20 protein-coding genes and 1 other annotated feature are annotated in these 19,288 nt (G+C 32.4%); of the genes, 19 read left to right on the forward strand and 1 reads right to left on the reverse strand.

Annotated elements, in window-relative coordinates:
- Positions 1–2: 2 nt before the first annotated feature.
- Both CLFE_RS07715 and CLFE_RS07720 read left to right on the forward strand, forming a co-directional pair.
- On the forward strand, positions 3–1,286 hold the full coding sequence (locus CLFE_RS07715; RefSeq protein ID WP_077832414.1) for a dockerin type I domain-containing protein: 1,284 nt from the start codon (positions 3–5) through the stop codon (positions 1,284–1,286).
- 23 nt (positions 1,287–1,309) lie between these two features.
- A complete protein-coding gene (locus CLFE_RS07720) occupies positions 1,310–3,829 on the forward strand; it encodes a dockerin type I domain-containing protein (protein WP_077895097.1) in 2,520 nt (839 codons plus the stop codon).
- 41 nt (positions 3,830–3,870) lie between these two features.
- On the opposite strand, the gene CLFE_RS07725 is transcribed toward CLFE_RS07720, so the two are convergent.
- Positions 3,871–4,215, reverse strand: a complete 345-nt coding sequence (locus tag CLFE_RS07725) for a phenylpyruvate tautomerase MIF-related protein (RefSeq protein ID WP_077895098.1) — start codon at positions 4,213–4,215, stop codon at positions 3,871–3,873.
- Positions 4,216–4,350: 135 nt separating this feature from the next.
- On the opposite strand from CLFE_RS07725, the gene CLFE_RS07730 reads away from it, so the two are divergent.
- From CLFE_RS07730 to trhA, 17 genes are all read left to right on the forward strand, one after another.
- Positions 4,351–5,496, forward strand: a complete 1,146-nt coding sequence (locus tag CLFE_RS07730) for an amidohydrolase (protein ID WP_077895099.1) — start codon at positions 4,351–4,353, stop codon at positions 5,494–5,496.
- Between the two features lie 224 nt (positions 5,497–5,720).
- Positions 5,721–5,969, forward strand: a binding site (T-box leader).
- A gap of 47 nt (positions 5,970–6,016) precedes the next feature.
- Positions 6,017–6,640, forward strand: a complete 624-nt coding sequence (locus CLFE_RS07735) for a class I SAM-dependent methyltransferase (protein ID WP_077832410.1) — start codon at positions 6,017–6,019, stop codon at positions 6,638–6,640.
- An 18-nt stretch (positions 6,641–6,658) separates the two neighbouring features.
- Positions 6,659–7,804: a trans-sulfuration enzyme family protein gene (locus CLFE_RS07740; protein WP_077895100.1), complete on the forward strand. Its 1,146-nt coding sequence runs from the start codon at positions 6,659–6,661 to the stop codon at positions 7,802–7,804.
- The gene (locus CLFE_RS07745; protein WP_077895101.1) at positions 7,804–8,715 is read left to right on the forward strand and encodes a PLP-dependent cysteine synthase family protein; all 912 of its coding nucleotides are present in this window, start codon (positions 7,804–7,806) and stop codon (positions 8,713–8,715) included. Before CLFE_RS07740 ends, CLFE_RS07745 begins: the two co-directional genes overlap by 1 nt.
- 62 nt (positions 8,716–8,777) lie before the next feature.
- Entirely contained in the window at positions 8,778–8,948 is a 171-nt protein-coding gene (locus CLFE_RS07750) for a YezD family protein (RefSeq protein ID WP_077895102.1), read from the forward strand.
- Positions 8,949–9,126: 178 nt separating this feature from the next.
- Positions 9,127–10,338 (forward strand): ATP phosphoribosyltransferase regulatory subunit, encoded by a 1,212-nt coding sequence (locus CLFE_RS07755; protein WP_077895103.1) that lies wholly within the window; start codon positions 9,127–9,129, stop codon positions 10,336–10,338.
- Positions 10,325–10,969, forward strand: a complete 645-nt coding sequence (gene hisG, locus CLFE_RS07760; RefSeq protein ID WP_077895104.1) for an ATP phosphoribosyltransferase — start codon at positions 10,325–10,327, stop codon at positions 10,967–10,969. The genes CLFE_RS07755 and hisG overlap by 14 nt, the downstream gene beginning before the upstream one ends.
- A gap of 1 nt (position 10,970) precedes the next feature.
- A complete protein-coding gene (hisD, locus tag CLFE_RS07765) occupies positions 10,971–12,263 on the forward strand; it encodes a histidinol dehydrogenase (RefSeq protein ID WP_077832404.1) in 1,293 nt (430 codons plus the stop codon).
- Between the two features lie 63 nt (positions 12,264–12,326).
- A complete protein-coding gene (hisB, locus tag CLFE_RS07770) occupies positions 12,327–12,866 on the forward strand; it encodes an imidazoleglycerol-phosphate dehydratase HisB (RefSeq protein ID WP_242951714.1) in 540 nt (179 codons plus the stop codon).
- Positions 12,867–12,878: 12 nt separating this feature from the next.
- The gene (gene hisH / locus CLFE_RS07775) at positions 12,879–13,490 is read left to right on the forward strand and encodes an imidazole glycerol phosphate synthase subunit HisH (protein ID WP_077895106.1); all 612 of its coding nucleotides are present in this window, start codon (positions 12,879–12,881) and stop codon (positions 13,488–13,490) included.
- A complete protein-coding gene (gene hisA / locus CLFE_RS07780) occupies positions 13,490–14,209 on the forward strand; it encodes a 1-(5-phosphoribosyl)-5-[(5-phosphoribosylamino)methylideneamino]imidazole-4-carboxamide isomerase (protein WP_077895107.1) in 720 nt (239 codons plus the stop codon). The genes hisH and hisA overlap by 1 nt, the downstream gene beginning before the upstream one ends.
- Before the next feature lie 5 nt (positions 14,210–14,214).
- A complete protein-coding gene (gene hisF, locus CLFE_RS07785) occupies positions 14,215–14,976 on the forward strand; it encodes an imidazole glycerol phosphate synthase subunit HisF (protein ID WP_077895108.1) in 762 nt (253 codons plus the stop codon).
- 17 nt (positions 14,977–14,993) lie between these two features.
- Complete coding sequence (hisI, locus tag CLFE_RS07790) at positions 14,994–15,332, forward strand: phosphoribosyl-AMP cyclohydrolase (RefSeq protein WP_077895109.1); 339 nt, start codon at positions 14,994–14,996, stop codon at positions 15,330–15,332.
- A complete protein-coding gene (gene hisE, locus CLFE_RS07795; protein ID WP_077832398.1) occupies positions 15,332–15,658 on the forward strand; it encodes a phosphoribosyl-ATP diphosphatase in 327 nt (108 codons plus the stop codon). The genes hisI and hisE overlap by 1 nt, the downstream gene beginning before the upstream one ends.
- 78 nt (positions 15,659–15,736) lie before the next feature.
- Positions 15,737–17,725, forward strand: coding sequence for a transketolase (tkt, locus tag CLFE_RS07800; RefSeq protein ID WP_077895110.1), 1,989 nt, complete (start codon positions 15,737–15,739; stop codon positions 17,723–17,725).
- A gap of 137 nt (positions 17,726–17,862) precedes the next feature.
- On the forward strand, positions 17,863–18,195 hold the full coding sequence (locus tag CLFE_RS07805; protein WP_077895111.1) for a single-stranded DNA-binding protein: 333 nt from the start codon (positions 17,863–17,865) through the stop codon (positions 18,193–18,195).
- Between the two features lie 214 nt (positions 18,196–18,409).
- Complete coding sequence (trhA, locus tag CLFE_RS07810; protein ID WP_242951715.1) at positions 18,410–18,988, forward strand: PAQR family membrane homeostasis protein TrhA; 579 nt, start codon at positions 18,410–18,412, stop codon at positions 18,986–18,988.
- Positions 18,989–19,288: the final 300 nt, after the last annotated feature.

A 19,288-nucleotide genomic window follows, 5' to 3' on the forward strand; every position in this document is an offset into this window, starting at 1 on the left:
TAATGAGTAAGTTAAAAACAATATCTTCAGTTATGGCTGGAGTACTATTGTGTACAATGGTTAGTTTTTCGGGTTTAAAAACTGTAAAGGCAGATACAACTACTGATACAAGCAATAATTTAGGAATAAATTGGATGGATGGTTCTAAATATTTTCCTTTAGGTGCTAATTATGCTTGGGATGAATGGGACAATGATTTTAATGACAATGGATGGACAACAAGGTTTGCAAAAATAAAATCAGATTTTGATGCTATGTCAGCGCAAGGCGTTCATGCCGTAAGATGGTGGGTATTCTGTAACATGTATGCATCACCGTTATTCTCATCACAAGATGGAAAAGGAGTATGTACTGGTCTTCCAGCTAAATGGACTGATCATATGAAGGAAGCAGCAGATTATGCTAATTCAAAAAATATGAAAATATACTTCACACTTACTAGCTTTGATGTAGCAAAAACTAATAATAATTTCTATCATGGAACTATTATAGATGATCCAACTATTCGTAAGAGTTATATAGATAATGCTGTTACTCCAGTAGTTAAAGCCCTTGGAGATAACCCAGGTGTAATGGGTTGGGATGTTATTAACGAACCAGAATGGACAATTTCAAGTGCAGACGGAGGAAACCCAGGAGAATCAATAAAAGGATATCCATTAAGTACAGTTAGATCTTTCGTTAAAGATGTAACAGATTGTATACATCAGTATGCTAAACAACCAGTAAGTGTTGGTGCTGCAAGTTTAAAATGGCTTGGAGAACAATATGATTTCTGGTCAGGTCTTGGATTGGATTTTTATGATTTCCATTGGTATGATTGGGCAACACCTTATTTCAATCCATTAAAAACACCAGTGTCACAGTTAAAAGCAAAACTTGATAAACCAGTAATAATAGGTGAAATGATGCCAGACACACAAAATTCTTCACTTAAAATGTCACATAAACAAGTTCTAGATGGTTTGGTTAAAAATGGTTATAGCGGATATATGTTATGGGCATGGACTGATGCTTCAACAAACTGCGTTGGAAAAACATCTCCAGATTTCGATCAATTTAAATCAGAGCATCCAGAGCTTCCTATAGATATGCCAAAGGCTGCTGGATTAAAAGGTGATGTTAACGGTGATGGATTAGTTAACGGACGTGATCTTATGGTATTAAGACAATACTTAGCGGGTCAAGCTGTAACAATAAATCAAGCAAATAGTGATGTTAATGGTGATGGAGTAGTAAATGGACGTGATCTTATGGAAATAGTAAAAATTATAAGTGGATTATAATTAAAAAAAAGGGGGAAAAACAAATGAATAAAAAAATTGTTAGTATGGTTCTTGGGTTAAGCTTAGTTATGACAAGTGGCTTTGCATCACAAATAAATGCACAGACAACTGCAAAGGCTGCAGCTACAGTTCAAAGTCAAGCTTATAAATGGGACAATGTAAAGATAGAAGCTGGTGGATATGTTCCAGCAGTTATATTCAATAAAACTGAGAAAAATTTAGTATATGCTCGTACAGATATGGGAGGAGCATATAGATTAGATACTCAAACTAATAAATGGATACCAATTACTGATAATCTTGGTGATTGGACACTTCAAGGTTGTGAAAGTATAGCAACAGACCCAGTTGATACAAATCGTGTTTATATAGCAGCAGGTATGTACACTAATAGTTGGCAAAGTGAGAATGGATATATTCTTAGTTCACAAGATAAAGGTAATACATGGCAGAAATATGAGCTCCCATTTAAAGTTGGAGGAAATATGCCAGGAAGAAACATGGGAGAAAGGCTTCAAATAGATCCTAATGATAATAAAATACTTTATTTAGGAGCTAGAAGTGGTAATGGTCTTTGGAGAAGTGAAGATTATGGAAAAACTTGGTCAAAAGTTGATAATTTCCCTGACGTAGGAGACTATGTACAAGATCCTACCTATGAATATAGTGCAGATAAAGTTGGAGTAGTATGGGAAACTTTTGATCCTACAACAGGAACAAAAGGAAGTCCAACTCAAACGATGTATGTTGGAGTAGCAGATAATAAAGGTAATAGTATATACGTAACTAATGATGGGGGAAAGACTTGGAGTCCGGTAAAGGGACAACCAACAGGATATCTTCCACAACATGGTATACTTGCATCTGATGGTATGATGTATATATCTTACAGCAACAATTGCGGGCCATATGTAGGAACAGACGGTCAGGTTTGGAAATATAACACAAAAACAGGAGAATGGACAAACATTAGTCCAACTTTTATAGGAGATGACAAAACTGGTTTTGGTGGTATTTCTGTAGATGCACAGAATCCAAATAATCTAGTGGTTGCAACATTAAACAGATGGTGGCCTGATGAAGAAATATATAGAAGTACAGATGCAGGAAAGACATGGAAGCCTATATGGGATTGGAATGGATATCCAAGTCGTACTTTAAACTATACTTTAGATTACTCAAAACAACCATGGCTTGATTGGGGTAAAACTGGAGTAACACCACCAGACCCACAGGTTAAAATAGGATGGATGATAGGAGATCTAGAAATTGATCCATTTAATCCAGATAGAATGTTCTATGGTACAGGAGCAACTCTTTTTGGAACTGATGATTTAACAAATTGGGATAAAGATGGAAAAGTTGATATTTCAGTAAAAGCAGATGGAATTGAAGAATGTGCTGTAAATGATGTTGTAGTACCAACTAAAGGAGCACAACTTTTAAGTGGTGTTGGAGATGATTGTGGTTTCTATCATACTGACATAACTAAAGTTCCAAGTAAGTTAATGACAACACCTACATTTAGTGGTACAGCAAGTATTGATTATGCAGAGAGTGTTCCTAATTTTGTTGTTCGTGTTGGAGATGTTGATACTGGTAAGAATCCTCAAGATAAGGATTGCGGAATATCTTATGATGGAGGTAAAAACTGGTTTTCAGCAGGAAGCAATATATCAGGAGTTACAAAACCAGGAACTGTAGCAGCTGGTGCGGATGCAAAGACTATTGTATGGTCACCAGAGACTGGTGCTAGTGCAGCATATAGCACTAATAATGGAAACTCATGGACTACATGTTCTGGTCTTCCACAGGGAGCAAAGGTTAGGGCAGACCGTGTAAATCCAAAGAAATTCTATGGTTTCTTAAATGGCAAGTTCTATGTTAGTACTGATGCTGGTGCAACCTTTACACAAAGCACACAAACAGGTCTTCCTACAAATGGAAAAGGAGTCTTCAAGGCAGTTATAGGTCATGAAGGTGATATTTGGATTTCAGGAGGAACAGATGGATTATGGCATTCAACTGATTCGGGTGCAACCTTTACAAAGGTATCTGGTGTTGATGCTTCTGATACAGTAGGTTTTGGTAAGTCAAAAACTGATGGTGGATATCCAGCTATATACATGAATGCTACAATTGGTGGTACAGCAGGAATATTCCGTTCAGATGATGAAGGCGCAACTTGGGTAAGAATAAATGATGATGAGCATCAATATGGAGATCCAAATTACTGCATAACAGGAGATCCTAATAATTACGGAAGAGTTTATGTTGGAACAAATGGAAGAGGTATTATTTATGGTGATGTATCGGGAGATCCAACTCCTACACCAACACCAAGCGTAATGTTAGGTGATGTAAATGGAGATGGAGTAATAAACGGAAGAGATATTATGGTACTTACTCAGTATATAGCTGGTAAAGATGTAACCATAGATCAAAAGGCAGCAGATGTAAACGGAGACGGAGCTATAAATGGAAGAGATCTTATGTTAATAAGACAATATATAGCAGGAAAAATAACTTCATTTACAAAATAATATTTAATGGCTGGGGCAAAATTTTGCTCCAGTCTTTTAATTTAGAAAAGTTTACCATTCCATGCCCAAGTAGAAACTTCATCTACAGTTATGTATATGGAGTCCTTAGGAATTGAAAGTTCTCTTTCCATTAAATTAGATATTTCTGAAACTAAATTATTTTTGGCTGACTTTTCAGCTGATCCAAATATCTTTACTTCAATAAAGGCAGCTTTATCCTTTTTTTTACCCTTAAAGTAAAGAGGATAATCGTCTTTAAAACCTACCATAAGCCACTCTTCACTTTTTCCAGGAAGTAGTTCGATTAGTTTTCCGAGTTCTGTCTTTAGTTTGTTTTCCTTTTCTTTGTCTAACTTTACAGTTAATGTCGAATTTATAAATGGCATAAAATCACTCCTTTAAATACCTAGTGTATAAAATATATACTTAAATTAAATTTTACATATAGTAATAATAAAGTCAAGTAAGTGAGAAAATAAAGTTAATAAAAGTTGTTAATTTTGTTAGAAGGAGATTGATTTATGAGCCTTAAAGAAGAATCAGATAAGCTGATTAAGAAGTTGACAGACTATAGAAGGGAACTTCATAAATATCCTGAGTTATCTATGAAAGAATATCAAACCACAGAAAGAATAAAAAAGTGGCTTAAGGAAAACGATATTAAAATTTTAGATTTTCCAATAAAAGTAGGTGTGGCAGCAGAAATTGAAGGAGCTTATGAAGGAAAAACTGTAGCGCTTAGAGCAGATATTGATGCGCTGCCAATAGAAGAGAAAACAGGGCTTCCATTTGCATCCTTAAATGAAGGAGTTATGCATGCTTGCGGTCATGATTTTCACACATCAGCAATAATGGGAGCTGCAATGCTTTTAAATGAAAGAAAATCTGAACTTCATGGAAAAGTGAGAATAATATTTCAACCAGGAGAGGAAACTGGTAAAGGATCAGAATATATTATAGAAAAAGGTTTACTTAAAGGTGTGGATTGCATATTTGGAATGCACAATAAACCAGATTTACCAGTGGGAACAATAGGTATAAAAGCAGGAGAACTTATGGCAAGTGTGGATAGATTTGAAATTAAAGTTATTGGAATGGGTGGTCATGCAGGAATACCTAATAGATGTGTTGATCCTATTATACTGGCAACTCAAATAGTATCTGCACTACAGATAATTGTAAGCAGAGAGGTAAATCCTATTGATGATATAGTAATAAGTATAACAAAGCTTAATTCAGGAACTACCTGGAATGTTATTTCTGATAAAGCTGAAATGGAAGGTACAGTTAGAACCTTTAGGAACAGTATGAGAAATGATATTAGAAATAGGATAGAAAAAACGGCAAAAGGAATAGCAGAAGCTTTAGGAGGAGAAATAGAATTCCAGTGGCTAGCGTATTCTCCAGTTCTAGAGAATGATCCTAGATTTGAAAAGATGTTAATAGAGGTAGCTAAGGAAAATGGTTATAATTATGTTAAAGCTGAAAAAAATTTAGGAGGAGAAGATTTTGCTTTTTACCAAAGTGTAGTTCCGTCTTTTTTTGTATGGATGGGAGTAGATGGAACAGAACAGTGGCATAGGGCAAACTATAATCTTAAAGAAGAAGCACTTAGTGTTGCAGCTAATTACTTTAATGAGGTAGCGCTGAAGATACTTTCTAAATAGTAAAATATTGTAGGAGGCAAACTTAACAAAAATATAGTTTGTCTCCATTATATATAAAATTATTGACATATATATTTAAATTTGTTAATATGGAAATGTAATAAGTTCGTGTATTTAAAAACCTACTTAATCAATATGAAAAATATGTTTAATAAAAGAAAATGCAAAATATGTGTCTACAAAAATACTGTTATTGTAATATAATATCTTAAGGAAAAAAATGATTAAATACTGTGATAAGAAATAGTAACATAAATGTAAGCCTAAAAGAGAGATCTCCTTGGCTGAAAGAGATTAGGTGTAAGTTTATGTGAATGCATCTTTGAGTACTGCTTCGAAATGTAAAAATAGTAGACGGCAGCGGGTACGCCCGATTAAAGCGTTAAGGTATCTTGTACCGAATTAAATGAGTTGTCATGTTGCTTTAATGTGATAATTAGAGTGGAACCGCAAAAAAAACTTTTGCCTCTATATTTAGAGGCAGAAGTTTTTTTATTTTAGAATAAAGGGAGTGTATATTATGAGATCAATACAGTATTTTGATAATATTGCGGCTAATTGGAATGTAATAAGAAGCGAGTATTTTGAAGAAAGATTGAAATATAAAGTTTTGTCTAAGGTGGATGTTAGAAATAAAATAGTAGCTGATTTTGGATGTGGGACAGGTTTTATAAGTCTTAAGCTTGCAGAGGAAGCTAATATGGTTTTTTCACTGGATAATTCTAATAATATGCTTAAAGAATTAAAAAAATCTGCATACGAAAGGAAATTTAATAATATTCATTTATTAAAATCTTCTTTAACTAATGTAACTTTATTTGATGAATCTATAGATGATGTATTTATAAATATGGCGCTTCATCACATAAAAGATGCGGATTTAGCCATAAAGGAGATGTATAGAGTTTTAAAAAAGGGTGGAAATGTAGTTATATCAGATGTGTCAGAGCATAATGGTGAGTGGGCAAGAGAAGAAATGTTTGACCAGTGGCTTGGTTTTTCAAATGAACAAATTTATAGTTGGTTAAAAAATGCTGGATTTAAAGGTATAGATATTGAAAACACTGACTTAAAGTGCAAAGGAACCTCAAGCAGAGGTGAGTATACAGAAGCTTCAATATTTATAGCAAGAGCATCAAAATAAATTTTAGGAGGAAAAGAAATGAAAATAGAATCATTAGTAATTCACGGAGGAAAAGATGGAGATGAATATACAGGTGCAGTTAATGTTCCTATATATCAAACTTCAACTTTTAAGCAAGAAAAGCTTGGTGTAAACAAAGGTTATGAATATTCAAGAACAGGAAATCCTACGAGGGAGGCCCTTGAAAAGCTTATTACAGATTTAGAAGAAGGATATAAAGGCTTTGCTTTTGCCTCTGGAATGGCAGCAATCACAGCGGTATTATCATTATTTAGAAGTGGAGATAAAATAATAATATCTAATAATGTATATGGAGGTACCTTTAGAGTTTTAGATAAAGTATTCGATCATTTTAATATTGGATATAAAATAGTTGATACTTCAAAAATTGAAGATATAAAAGATAACATTAATGAAGATGTAAAAGCAATATATATTGAAACACCAACTAATCCACTTATGGACATTACAGATATAAGGCTTGTTTCAAAAGTGGCAAGAGAAAAGGGACTACTTACAATAGTAGATAATACCTTTATGACACCTTATCTTCAAAAGCCAATTATACTTGGCGCAGATATAGTACTTCATAGTGCTACAAAGTATTTAGGAGGACACAGTGATTTAGTTGCGGGGCTTGTTGTTGTAAATAATAATGATTTGGCAGAAAAGCTTCATTTTATACAAAATTCAACAGGAGGAGTATTAGGACCTTTTGATTCATTTCTTCTTATAAGAGGTATAAAAACACTTGCAGTGAGAATGGATAGGCATAATGATAATTCAAATAAGATTGCTTCTGTTTTAAATCATAGAAAAGAAATAGATAAAGTATATTATCCAGGCTTGGAAGAGCATTTAGGACATGAGGTTCAGAAAAAACAGGCATTAGGCTTTGGCGCAATAATATCCTTTGTTTTAAATGAGAGATATGATTATAGAAAATTTATAGAAAACTTAAAGCTTATTACTTTTGGAGAAAGCCTTGGAGGAGTGGAGTCTCTTATATGCCATCCTGCTACTATGACACATGCTGCAATTCCTTATGATATAAGACAAAAGGTAGGTATAGTTGACAATCTTATAAGGCTTTCTGTAGGAATTGAAAATAGTGATGATTTAATCCATGATTTATTAAAAGCTCTTGAGGGAAGTGAAAAATAATGAATTATGTAAGCGATATTAGGCAGCTTATAGGAAACACACCTATAATTAAAATTAATAGTTTTCAGCTGAAAACTAATGTGAATATTTTTGCCAAATTGGAACTATTAAATCCAGGTGGAAGCGTTAAAGATAGGGTTGGAGTATATATGATAGAGGATGCAGAAAGGAGAGGAAGGCTAAAAAAGGGATATACAATAGTAGAAGGTACAGCTGGAAATACAGGCATTGGTGTAGCGCTTGCAGCTATTAATAAAGGTTATAATGTAATATTTGTTGTTCCGGAGAAATTTTCTGTTGAAAAGCAGACGCTTATGAAGGCTTTTGGGGCGAAAATAATAAATACTCCTAGAGAAAGAGGAATGCAGGGAGCGGTTGAAAAAGCAAATGAGCTTTTAAGAAGCATACCAAATTCTATAAGCCTTGGTCAATTTGAAAACCCAGCAAATCCATTGGCACACTATGAAACTACGGGACCAGAAATATATAGAGATCTTGAGGGGAAGATTGACTATGTGGTTGCTGGTGCTGGAAGCGGAGGAACTTATGTTGGAGTTGTGAAATTTTTAAAGGAGAAAAATCCAGAGGTAAAGGGCATACTTGCAGATCCAGTTGGTTCAACTATGGGTGGAGGAGAAAAGGCAAGCTATGATATAGAAGGCATAGGCAACGATTTTGTTCCAGACACTATGAAAATGAATTTAGTAGACGAAGTTATTAAAGTTAATGATGCTGAAGCCCTTAGTATGGTGAAGCATCTAGCATTAAGTGAAGGATTAATAGTTGGAAGTTCCTCTGGAGCGGCTATGGCAGCGTCATTGAAATTAAGCAAGAAAATTAAAAGTGGCAATATAATTACTATTTTTCCTGATAGAGGAGACAGATATTTTAGTAAAAAGATTTTAGAATAGGCATATATAGATGAATAGGTGCAACAACTTTCTAGCTTAAATTAAAAATAGGGGGAGATTTTATGAATGATTTAAATTATAAAACTCATAAAGCTAAAGAGATTAAGGGGGACGATTATAAAGAAAAAATCTCAAAACTTTTAAAAGAAATAAAATATGGGTCTATAACTTTAGTTATTCAAGATGGGGTTGTAATACAAATAGATGCAAGTCAGAAAATAAGACTTAAATAGGAATCGCATATAGTAAAAAAGAATGAAAGTGAATATTTTAAGTGGAAATCAAGTTAAATTGGTTTTCACTTTTTTGTTTATTACTTAATTAAAGGAATTGACAGAGGAACAATAAATTGATAATATATATTTAATGCGTTAGCACGTTAAAGCGATAAAGAAAATAGGAAGTGAAGAAATGATAAATTTAAAAAAATATATACCTGAAGGTTCAAGAGATATTTTGTTTGAAGAATGTACAATAAAAAATAATATTGAAAGTATATTAAGAAATGTTTATATAAATTTTGGATACGAAGAAATTAAATCTCCAACATTAGAATTCTACGATGTGTATAATCTTGAAAATCAGCCTATAAGTCAGGAAAAAATGTATAAGCTATTTGATAACACAGGGAGAATTTTGGTGCTTAGGCCAGATATGACAACGCCAATTGCTAGAATTGCTGCTACAAAGGCAAAAAATAAAAATTATCCATTAAAGCTAAGCTATTTAGGTAATATATATAGGATGAATAAAGCACTTGATGGTAAGATAAGCGAAATTACTCAATCTGGAATAGAAATATTAGGCACTTCAAACCTTAGAGCGGATGCGGAAATTTTAATAACAGCTATAAAATCCATTTTAAAAACAGGACTTAAAGAATTTAAAATTGAGATAGGGCAGGTTGAATTTTTTAAAAGTATAATTGGAGCCACAAAGCTTTTAGAAGAAGATATTGAGAAATTAAGAAATTTAATTGAAAATAAAAATTTTAGTAAGGTTGAAGAGTTTATTACTGAAAAAGGTAATTTAATTGATAAGGTGAGCTCCGAAATATTAATGAAGCTTCCTACATTATTTGGAGGAGAGGAAGTTATAGAAAAAGCTGAAAAGTTAACTCATAATAAGGGAGCAATAGAAGCACTAGAAACTATTAAGAATTTATATGAAATATTAAAAATATCTGGCTTTGAAAAATATCTTTTAATAGATTTGGGAATGGTTCAACATATAAATTATTATACTGGACTTATTTTCAGAGGATACGCAGATGGAATTGGTGATGATCTTTTAAGTGGTGGAAGATATGACAAACTTATAGAACAATTTGGATGTGATATTCCTGCAACAGGACTTGCTATAAATGTTGATAACTTAGTCTCAGCACTTAATTATAAAGTAATGGAAGAAGATAAGCATGTAATTTTCACAGATATTAAAAATATAGCAGAGGCTTATGAGTTAATTGAAAAATTGAATTCAGAAGGCAAAAAGGCAGAGATAAGCTTGTTTGATAATATAGAAGATACAAAAAATCATTATCTTAAAAATAGCAATACTAAAATTTTTGATTTAAATACAGGAGAAACAATTTTGGGGGAAGGGTATTATGGAAAGAATTAAGACTATTAGAATTGCATTAACAAAGGGAAGACTTGAAGAGTCGGCTACTGAGATTTTTGAAAAAATTGGACTTAATTGTAGTGAGCTTAAAGATAAAGGGAGAAAACTTGTATTCAATGATTATGATAACAATATAGAATTTGTTTTAGTAAAAGCACCAGATGTTTTGACTTATGTTGAACATGGTGCAGCGGATATTGGAATAGTAGGTAAGGATACCTTAAGAGAGATGAAAAAGGATTTTTATGAGGTTCTTGATTTAAAGGTTGGAAGGTGTAAATTTTCTTTGGCATCAATTCCTAGTTTTAAATTAAATGAAGGTTTTAATAGATTGAAGATAGCCACAAAGTATCCTAATGTGGCAAGAGAATATTTTAGAGAAAAGGGAATAGATGTTGAAATAATAAAAATAGAAGGTTCTGTTGAACTTGCACCAATACTTGGGCTTGCAGATGCAATTGTGGATATAGTTGAAACAGGAACAACACTTAAAGAAAATGGTTTGATTATTTTTGAGGATATATGTGATATAAGTGCAAGAATGATAGTAAATAGAGCTAGTATGAAATTAAACAAGTTAAGGATAGAGGACATAATAAATAAGATGAAAAAATATGTAGAGGGTGTTTAAGGTGGATATTATAAAAGTAATACAAGATAAAAGTAAGGCCGGAGAAGAATATTTTAAGTTATTAAAGGAGAGACAAGGTAAAGAAAATGTAGAAGTTATTAAAATTGTTGAAGACATAATAGAGAAGGTTAAAAAAGATGGAGATAGAGCTTTAATTGAATATACTAATAATTTTGATAAAGTTCTTCTTAAAAATATAGAAGTAACAAAAGAAGAAATAAAGGAAGCTTATAGTAAAGTTGAGGATGAATTTATTGAAGCTTTAAAAACTGCCAAGGAAAATATAAAAGAGTATCACTCAAAGCAGGTTCAAGATTCATATATATTAACTAAAGATAATGGGATTGTAATGGGGCGTACAGTTAGAGGGTTAGATAGGGTTGGTATATATGTGCCAGGAGGAACGGCAGCATATCCTTCATCTGTACTTATGAATGCTGTACCGGCAAAGGTGGCTGGAGTAAATGAAATAGTTATGACTACTCCACCTAGCTTTGATGGAACCATAAATCCTAACATTTTAGTTGCGGCAGATTTAGCTGGAGTAGATAAAATATATAAAATAGGGGGAGCACAGGCAGTAGCAGCACTTGCTTTTGGAACGGAAACAATAGATAAAGTTGATAAGATTGTTGGACCAGGAAATATTTTTGTTGCTATGGCAAAGAAAAGTGTGTACGGGTTTGTGGATATAGACATGATTGCAGGACCTAGTGAGATACTTGTCATTTCAGATGAAACTGGAAATCCTAAATTCATAGCAGCTGATTTAATGTCACAAGCAGAGCATGATGTACTTGCTTCTTCAATTTTTGTTACTACATCTAGAGAACTTGCAGATAAGGTTATAAAAGAAATAAAACTTCAAGTAGAAGATTTAAGTAGAAAGGAAATAATACTTAAGTCATTAAAAGATTACGGAGCTGTAATATTAGTTGAGGATTTAAATAGAGCTATAGAAATTGGGAATGTTTTAGCACCAGAACATCTTGAAATCATAACGAGAAACCCTTTTGAGTATTTAAATGATATAAAAAATGCAGGATCAATATTTTTGGGAAGTTATTCACCAGAACCTTTAGGTGATTATATGGCAGGACCTAATCACGTTCTTCCTACAAGTGGAACAGCGAGATTCTCATCTCCTCTTTCTGTAGATGATTTTGTTAAGAAATCAAGTTATTTGTACTATTCGGAAAAGGCTCTTAAAAACGTAAATTCTAAAGTAATTAAAATCGCTGAAACAGAAGGACTTACAGCACATGCTAATTCAATTAAAGTAAGGTTCAATTAAGGAGGAATTGCTTTGGATACAAGAATATCTAAAATTAAGAGAAAAACAGCTGAAACGGATATAATGGTTGAGTTGAATTTAGATGGTGAAGGAAAATATGAAATAGACACAGGAATAGGCTTTTTTGATCATATGTTAAGTCTTTTTAGTAAGCATGCACTTATAGATCTAAAGGTAAAAGCAGTGGGAGATCTTATTGTTGATAGTCACCATACAGTAGAAGATGTAGGTATAGTTATAGGTGAATGTATAAAAGAAGCATTAGGTGATAAAAAATCAATAAATAGATATGGAACAGCATTTGTACCTATGGATGAAAGCTTGTGTCAGGTTTCAATGGATATAAGCGGAAGAGCATTTTTGGTGTTTCAGGGTGAATTTACAGCAGAAAAGCTTGGGGAATTTCAAACGGAAATGGTAGAAGAATTTTTCAGGGCAGTAGCTTTTAATGCTGGTATAACACTTCATATGACAGTGCTTTATGGAAAAAACAATCATCATATGATAGAGGGATTGTTTAAAGCATTCGCTAGATCTTTAAGTGAAGCAATCTATAAAAATCCTAGAATAAAGGGTGTTATGTCAACAAAAGGAACTATATAAGGGGGCTTAACAATGAATAAAAAAATAGCCATAGTAGATTATGGTATGGGAAATCTTCTTAGTGTTAAAAAGGCACTTGACTATATTGGGGCAAATTCATTCATAACTTCAGATGCAGAAAAGCTTAAAAAAAGTGATGCAATAATACTTCCAGGGGTGGGAGCATTTCCGGATGCTATTGAGAGCCTAAAGAAAAATGGATTAAATAAAATAATTACCAATGAAGCTAAAGAGGAAAAACCGTTTCTAGGAATATGCCTTGGAATGCAGCTTTTGTTTGAAGAAAGTGAAGAGGTTACTAAAACAAAGGGACTTGGACTTATAAAGGGTAGAATTATAAAAATAAAAACAGAGTTTAAGATTCCACAGATTGGATGGAACAGCATTAATATACCCAAAGAGTGTGAATTGTTAAAAGGAGTTTTAGAGAAAAGCTACGTATATTTTGTACATTCATATTGTGCAGCTTTAGAAAATAAAGATAATTTAAATGCATATTGTGACTATGGTGCTAAAATCCCAGCTGTAGTAAGTAGTAAAAATGTATTTGGAATTCAGTTTCACCCAGAAAAAAGTGGAGAAATTGGACTTAAAATGCTTAAAAACTTTTGGGAGTTGATATAATGATAATTTTACCAGCAGTAGATATAAGACAAGGAAAATGTGTGAGGCTTTATCAAGGGATATTTGAAAAATCCAGTGTTGTTGCAGAAAGTCCAGTTATAACTGCAAAATCTTTTGAAAAAGCAGGTGCAAAATTCATACATGTAGTTGATTTAGATGGAGCCTTAGAAGGAGAGGTTGTAAATCTTGAGGCTATTGAAAATATAATAAAGGCTACAAAAGTACCTGTAGAGTTAGGTGGAGGAATAAGAAATATAAAAACAGTAGATAAGCTTATAAATATAGGAGTTAAAAGAGTTATATTAGGTACAGCAGCTTTAAAGGATAGGGAGTTCACAAAAAAAGCTGTGAAAGAATACGGTAATAGTATAGCCGTAGGAATAGATGCAAAGAGTGGATATGTAGCAGTAGATGGCTGGCTTAGCGTAAGTGAAGTAAACTATATAGAATTCGCGAAAGTAATGGAAGACATAGGAATAAATAATATAATATTAACGGATATAAGTAAGGATGGAACCTTAAATGGACCAAATTTTGAAATGCTAAAAGAGCTAAATAGCAGTGTAAGATGTAATATAACAGCTTCAGGAGGAATAAAGGACTTAGATGATTTAGTGAAGTTAAGTGAGATGAATATATATGGGGCTATTGTTGGTAAAGCAATATATAGTAACAAGGTGGATTTGAAAAAGGCTGTAGAAAGCATAGAGGTGAGGTGAAGAGTATGCTTACAAAACGAATAATACCCTGCCTTGATGTTGATATGGGAAGGGTTGTGAAGGGAATTAATTTTATCGATCTTAAAGATGTAGGAGATCCAGTTGAAATAGCTGATTTTTATAATAAAGAGGGCGCGGATGAAATAGTTTTTTTAGATATAAGTGCTACCAATGAAGGTAGAAATACAATGATAGAAGTAGTAAGGAGAACGGCAGAAAAGGTATTTATACCACTTACTGTAGGAGGAGGAATAAGAAATACTGATGATTTTAAAAATATATTAAGAGCTGGAGCAGATAAAATTTCTATTAATTCCGCAGCAATAAGGGATCCAAAACTTATAAGTTTAGCTGCTAAAAGATTTGGAAGTCAGTGTGTTGTGGTTGCAGTGGACGCAAGAAGAAATGAAGAGAATGGAAGTTTTAATGTTTTTATAAATGGTGGAAGAGTGGATACAGGAATAGATGCTATAGAATGGGTGAAGAAATGTGAAAGACTTGGAGCAGGAGAAATACTTCTTACAAGCATGGATGCAGATGGTACTAAAAATGGATACGATATAGCTCTTACGAGAGCAGTATGTGATTCTGTTAGAATACCAGTCATAGCTTCAGGAGGCTGTGGAAAGTTAAAGGATTTTAGTGATGTGTTTAATAAAACTTCAGCAGATGCAGCGCTTGTAGCATCCCTTTTTCACTATAAGGAATATACAGTACGTGATGTGAAAAGTTACTTAAAAGAAAATAATATTAGTGTTAGATTGTAAATTAGGTGGTGATTTATTTGAGTTATGAAGAGGTATTAAAAATGATGGATTTCTCAAAAGGGCTTGTGCCAGCCATAGTTCAAGATTATGAAAATAATGAAGTATTAATGCTTGCGTATATGGATAAAGAGGCTCTTAAGAGAACTATTGAAACAGGTAAGACATGGTTTTTTAGTAGATCAAGAAAAACCTATTGGAATAAAGGTGAAACTTCAGGGCATTTTCAGTATGTAAAAAGTATAAGTATAGATTGTGATTGTGATACTTTGCTTGTAAAAGTTGATCAAATAGGAGCGGCATGTCACACAGGAAACAGAAGCTGTTTTTATAGAGGAATTAATGGAGGGATAAAATAATGAATGAAATATTAAGTAAACTTTATTCTGTTATAGAAGATAGAAAGAATAATCCTATTGAAGGCTCGTATACAAATTATCTTTTTGATAAGGGAATTGATAAAATATTAAAAAAAGTAGGAGAAGAAACTACAGAGGTTATAATAGCTTCAAAGGATGATAATAAAGAAGATTTAATAAATGAAATGTGCGATGTTATATATCATACCTTGGTACTTTTAAATTATAAAAATATAAAACTTGAAGATATTGAAAAAGAGCTTGAAAAAAGAAATGAGAAGATTTGCAACAAAAAACAAGAGAGAAGACCTATTGAAAATATATAGTTTATTGTGTATTATTAGTGTAGTTAAAGGATTACTAATAAAAATATTTAAATAACGGGAAGCGAGGATAATAAATATATGAACATTGATCAATTATCAATAAACACCATAAGGGTTTTATCAGCTGAAGCAATAGAAAAGGCTAATTCAGGTCATCCAGGAACTCCACTTGGAGCAGCACCTATGGCATATACACTCTGGTCAAAGTATTTAAAGCATAACCCTTCAAATCCTAAATGGATCAATAGAGACAGATTTGTCTTATCTGCAGGTCACGCATCTATGCTATTATATTCACTTCTTCATTTATTTGGCTATAAAGTTTCAATAGAAGATTTAAAGAAGTTTAGACAATGGGAAAGTATCACACCAGGACATCCAGAATATGGAGTAACTGAAGGTGTTGAAATCAGTACAGGACCACTAGGTCAAGGAATAGCTAATGGAGTAGGTATGGCTATTGCTGAGGCACATCTTGCGTCAAAATTCAATAAAGATGGTCTTGATATAGTAGATCATTATACATATGTTTTAAGTGGAGATGGCTGTATGATGGAAGGAATATCTAGTGAAGCTGCATCGCTTGCTGGAACATTAGGTCTATCAAAACTTATAGTAATATATGATGATAATGATATTTCTATAGAAGGAAATACGGATATAGCTTTCAGAGAAAATGTTGGAGAACGTTTTAAAGCATATAATTGGAATGTAATAAACGTTGATAATGGAACTGATATTAGTAAAATAGGTGAGGCAATTGAAAAGGCAAAAAGTCAAAATGATAAGCCATCAATTATTATAGCTAAAACAGTAATTGGTTTTGGATCACCTAATGAAGGAACTGCAGGCGTACATGGATCACCTCTTGGAGAAGAAGGGGTAAAGGGCTTAAAGAAAAACTTAGCTTGGAATTATGAAGAAGATTTTTATGTTCCAGAAGAAGTAAAAAATCATATGAAAGAACTTCAGAAAACTTTTGAAAAAAATGAAAAAGCTTGGAATGAACTTCTTAACAAATATAAAGAAAAATATCCAGATTTATTTGATGAATTTAATGCTTGGATGAGCGGTAAGGTAAAAGTTAATTTAGATGAGATTGATGCATTTAAAGAATTAGAAAAACCAATGGCAACAAGAGATTCATCAGGAAAAGCTTTAAATATAATAGCAAATGAGGTTTCTAATTTAATAGGAGGTTCTGCTGATTTAGCGCCATCTAATAAAACATATATGAATGGTAAAGGTGATTTTTCAGCTGAAGATAGAAACGGAACAAATCTTCATTTTGGAGTAAGAGAGCATGCTATGGCTGCTATTGCAAATGGAATATCTGCACATGGTGGACTTAAAATATTTGTATCAACCTTCTTCGTATTCAGCGATTATATGAAGGGTGCAATAAGAATGTCTGCTATAATGAATCTTCCTGTTATATATGTACTTACACATGATAGTATAGGAGTAGGAGAAGATGGACCAACACATGAACCAGTAGAACAATTAGCAGCACTTAGAAGTATACCTAATTTAACAGTGTTTAGACCTTGCGATTCAAAGGAAACTGTAGAAGCTTGGAAATATGCTGTAGAAAGAGAAGATGGACCTACAGTTCTTGTACTTACAAGACAAAAGCTTCCTTTATATGACGAAACAGGGAAGGGTTTATTAAAAGGAGCATATATATTAAAAGATTCTAAAAAGGATGTTCCTGATATGCTTCTTATGGCTTCAGGATCAGAAGTAGAATTAGTATATAAAGCACAAGAAGAGCTTTTGGAAAATGGAATAGATTCAAGAGTTATAAGTGTTCCATCCTTTGAACTTTTTGATAAACAAGATAAAGCATATAAAGAAAGCATCATGCCAAATAAGGTTAGAGCCCGTGTTGCAGTAGAGGCGGCTTCATCATTTGGATGGCATAAGTATACTGGAATTGATGGAGAAGTTATTTCAATAGATCATTTTGGAGCTTCTGCACCAGCTGAAATATTGTTTGAAAAATTTGGATTTACAAAAGAAAATGTTATAAAAACAAGCGAAGAAGTATTAAAAAACAATAAATAGTATTTTAATAAGTTAGGCATAGAGGAATGCCTAACTTATTTATATGATTATTTTCAAAAATATTACATAAATGTTTATATATTAAGGAACATGACAATAATATTAGTAAAATATATTATTTAATGAGGAGAGAATATATGAATAAGATACTTTTGATAGGAAGAATGACCAAGGATCCAAGTATTAAGCAATTTGAAAACACAGGAAATAACAGATGCAATTTTACTATTGCAGTAAGAAAAAGAACAAAGAATAATAATGGAGAAAATGAAGCTGATTTTATTTCAATTACAGTATGGGGAAAAACAGCTGAGAATGTTGCTAAATATATGAAAAAGGGATATCTTGTTGGTGTGTCAGGAAGATTACAGGTTAGAAGCTATGATGATGTAAATGGAAATAAAAAATATATTACTGAAGTAGTTGGAGAAGAAGTTCAATTTTTAGAAAGTAAAAAAGAAGCGGTTTAGTACTTAGCATCTTAAAATCTTTATATAGATTTTAAGATGCTTTTTATATAAATAACAATATTTATTAAAAAATAATGTTAATTAGTAATTGTAAAATTTAAATTCACATGATATAATAACCAAACAATTATATAATAATTATTATGGGGGTGATAAGGTGGATGAGGAAAACTTTTATACAAAAGGAGAAGAAATAGCAAATTCTATAACTCATATGGTAGGATCAGCTTTAGCAATTGCTGCAATTGTAATCTTAGTAGTTTTTGCAGTGAAACATCAAAGTGCCTGGTATGTTGTTAGCTACGCTGTTTATGGTGCTTGTCTTTTTATACTTTATTTATTTTCTACTTTATATCACAGTATATTTAATAAAAAAGCAAAAAAAGTATTTAGAATATTTGATCATGCATCTATATACATATTAATTGCAGGAACGTATACACCATTTTCACTAACAGTGCTTAGAAAACATGGAGGATGGATAATATTCTCAGTTGTTTGGATAGCAGCGATTATAGGAATAGTAATTAAGGTTTTTTATTGTGGTAAGTTTGAAAAATTGTCAACCCTACTTTATGTAGTAATGGGTTGGATGATAGTAATATATTTCAAAGCATTACTATTATCAATGCCTTTTGCAGGTATAGCATTTTTAGTTGCAGGAGGAATAGTATACACGCTTGGAGCATTACTATTTCTATTTGATAAAATACCATACAACCACGCCATCTGGCACCTATTTGTAATGGCTGGCAGCATCTGTCACTTCTTTGCTGTGCTTTATATACAATAAACCTAATAAAACTTAAAATACACCTTGTACCAAAATCACAATCGTCAAGTGATTATGGTACAAGGTGTATTTTTGTAGTTTTATTAAGGTTTATTGAATCTCAGAGATAAAGAAGAAACTAAAAAAATAAATCACAATCGTCAAGTGATTATGGTACAAGGTGTATTTTTGTAGTTTTATTAAGGTTTATTGAATCTCAGAGATAAAGAAGAAACTAAAGAATAAATCACAATCGTCAAGTGATTATACTGCAAGGTGTATTTTTGTAGTTTTATTAAGGTTTATTGAATCTCAGAGATA

The organism is Clostridium felsineum DSM 794, assembly GCF_002006355.2.
GTDB lineage: Bacteria > Bacillota > Clostridia > Clostridiales > Clostridiaceae > Clostridium_S > Clostridium_S felsineum.

Excerpts from the sequence above, each read along its gene's own strand:
- CLFE_RS07715 (WP_077832414.1), top strand. The coding sequence starts at position 3 with ATGAGTAAGTTAAAAACAATATCTTCAGTTATGGCTGGAGTACTATTG.
- CLFE_RS07720 (WP_077895097.1), top strand. The coding sequence starts at position 1,310 with ATGAATAAAAAAATTGTTAGTATGGTTCTTGGGTTAAGCTTAGTTATG.
- CLFE_RS07725 (WP_077895098.1), bottom strand. The coding sequence starts at position 4,215 with ATGCCATTTATAAATTCGACATTAACTGTAAAGTTAGACAAAGAAAAG.
- CLFE_RS07730 (WP_077895099.1), top strand. The coding sequence starts at position 4,351 with ATGAGCCTTAAAGAAGAATCAGATAAGCTGATTAAGAAGTTGACAGAC.
- CLFE_RS07735 (WP_077832410.1), top strand. The coding sequence starts at position 6,017 with ATGAGATCAATACAGTATTTTGATAATATTGCGGCTAATTGGAATGTA.
- CLFE_RS07740 (WP_077895100.1), top strand. The coding sequence starts at position 6,659 with ATGAAAATAGAATCATTAGTAATTCACGGAGGAAAAGATGGAGATGAA.
- CLFE_RS07745 (WP_077895101.1), top strand. The coding sequence starts at position 7,804 with ATGAATTATGTAAGCGATATTAGGCAGCTTATAGGAAACACACCTATA.
- CLFE_RS07750 (WP_077895102.1), top strand. The coding sequence starts at position 8,778 with ATGAATGATTTAAATTATAAAACTCATAAAGCTAAAGAGATTAAGGGG.
- CLFE_RS07755 (WP_077895103.1), top strand. The coding sequence starts at position 9,127 with ATGATAAATTTAAAAAAATATATACCTGAAGGTTCAAGAGATATTTTG.
- hisG (WP_077895104.1), top strand. The coding sequence starts at position 10,325 with ATGGAAAGAATTAAGACTATTAGAATTGCATTAACAAAGGGAAGACTT.
- hisB (WP_242951714.1), top strand. The coding sequence starts at position 12,327 with ATGGTTGAGTTGAATTTAGATGGTGAAGGAAAATATGAAATAGACACA.
- hisH (WP_077895106.1), top strand. The coding sequence starts at position 12,879 with ATGAATAAAAAAATAGCCATAGTAGATTATGGTATGGGAAATCTTCTT.
- hisA (WP_077895107.1), top strand. The coding sequence starts at position 13,490 with ATGATAATTTTACCAGCAGTAGATATAAGACAAGGAAAATGTGTGAGG.
- hisF (WP_077895108.1), top strand. The coding sequence starts at position 14,215 with ATGCTTACAAAACGAATAATACCCTGCCTTGATGTTGATATGGGAAGG.
- hisE (WP_077832398.1), top strand. The coding sequence starts at position 15,332 with ATGAATGAAATATTAAGTAAACTTTATTCTGTTATAGAAGATAGAAAG.
- tkt (WP_077895110.1), top strand. The coding sequence starts at position 15,737 with ATGAACATTGATCAATTATCAATAAACACCATAAGGGTTTTATCAGCT.
- CLFE_RS07805 (WP_077895111.1), top strand. The coding sequence starts at position 17,863 with ATGAATAAGATACTTTTGATAGGAAGAATGACCAAGGATCCAAGTATT.
- trhA (WP_242951715.1), top strand. The coding sequence starts at position 18,410 with ATGGTAGGATCAGCTTTAGCAATTGCTGCAATTGTAATCTTAGTAGTT.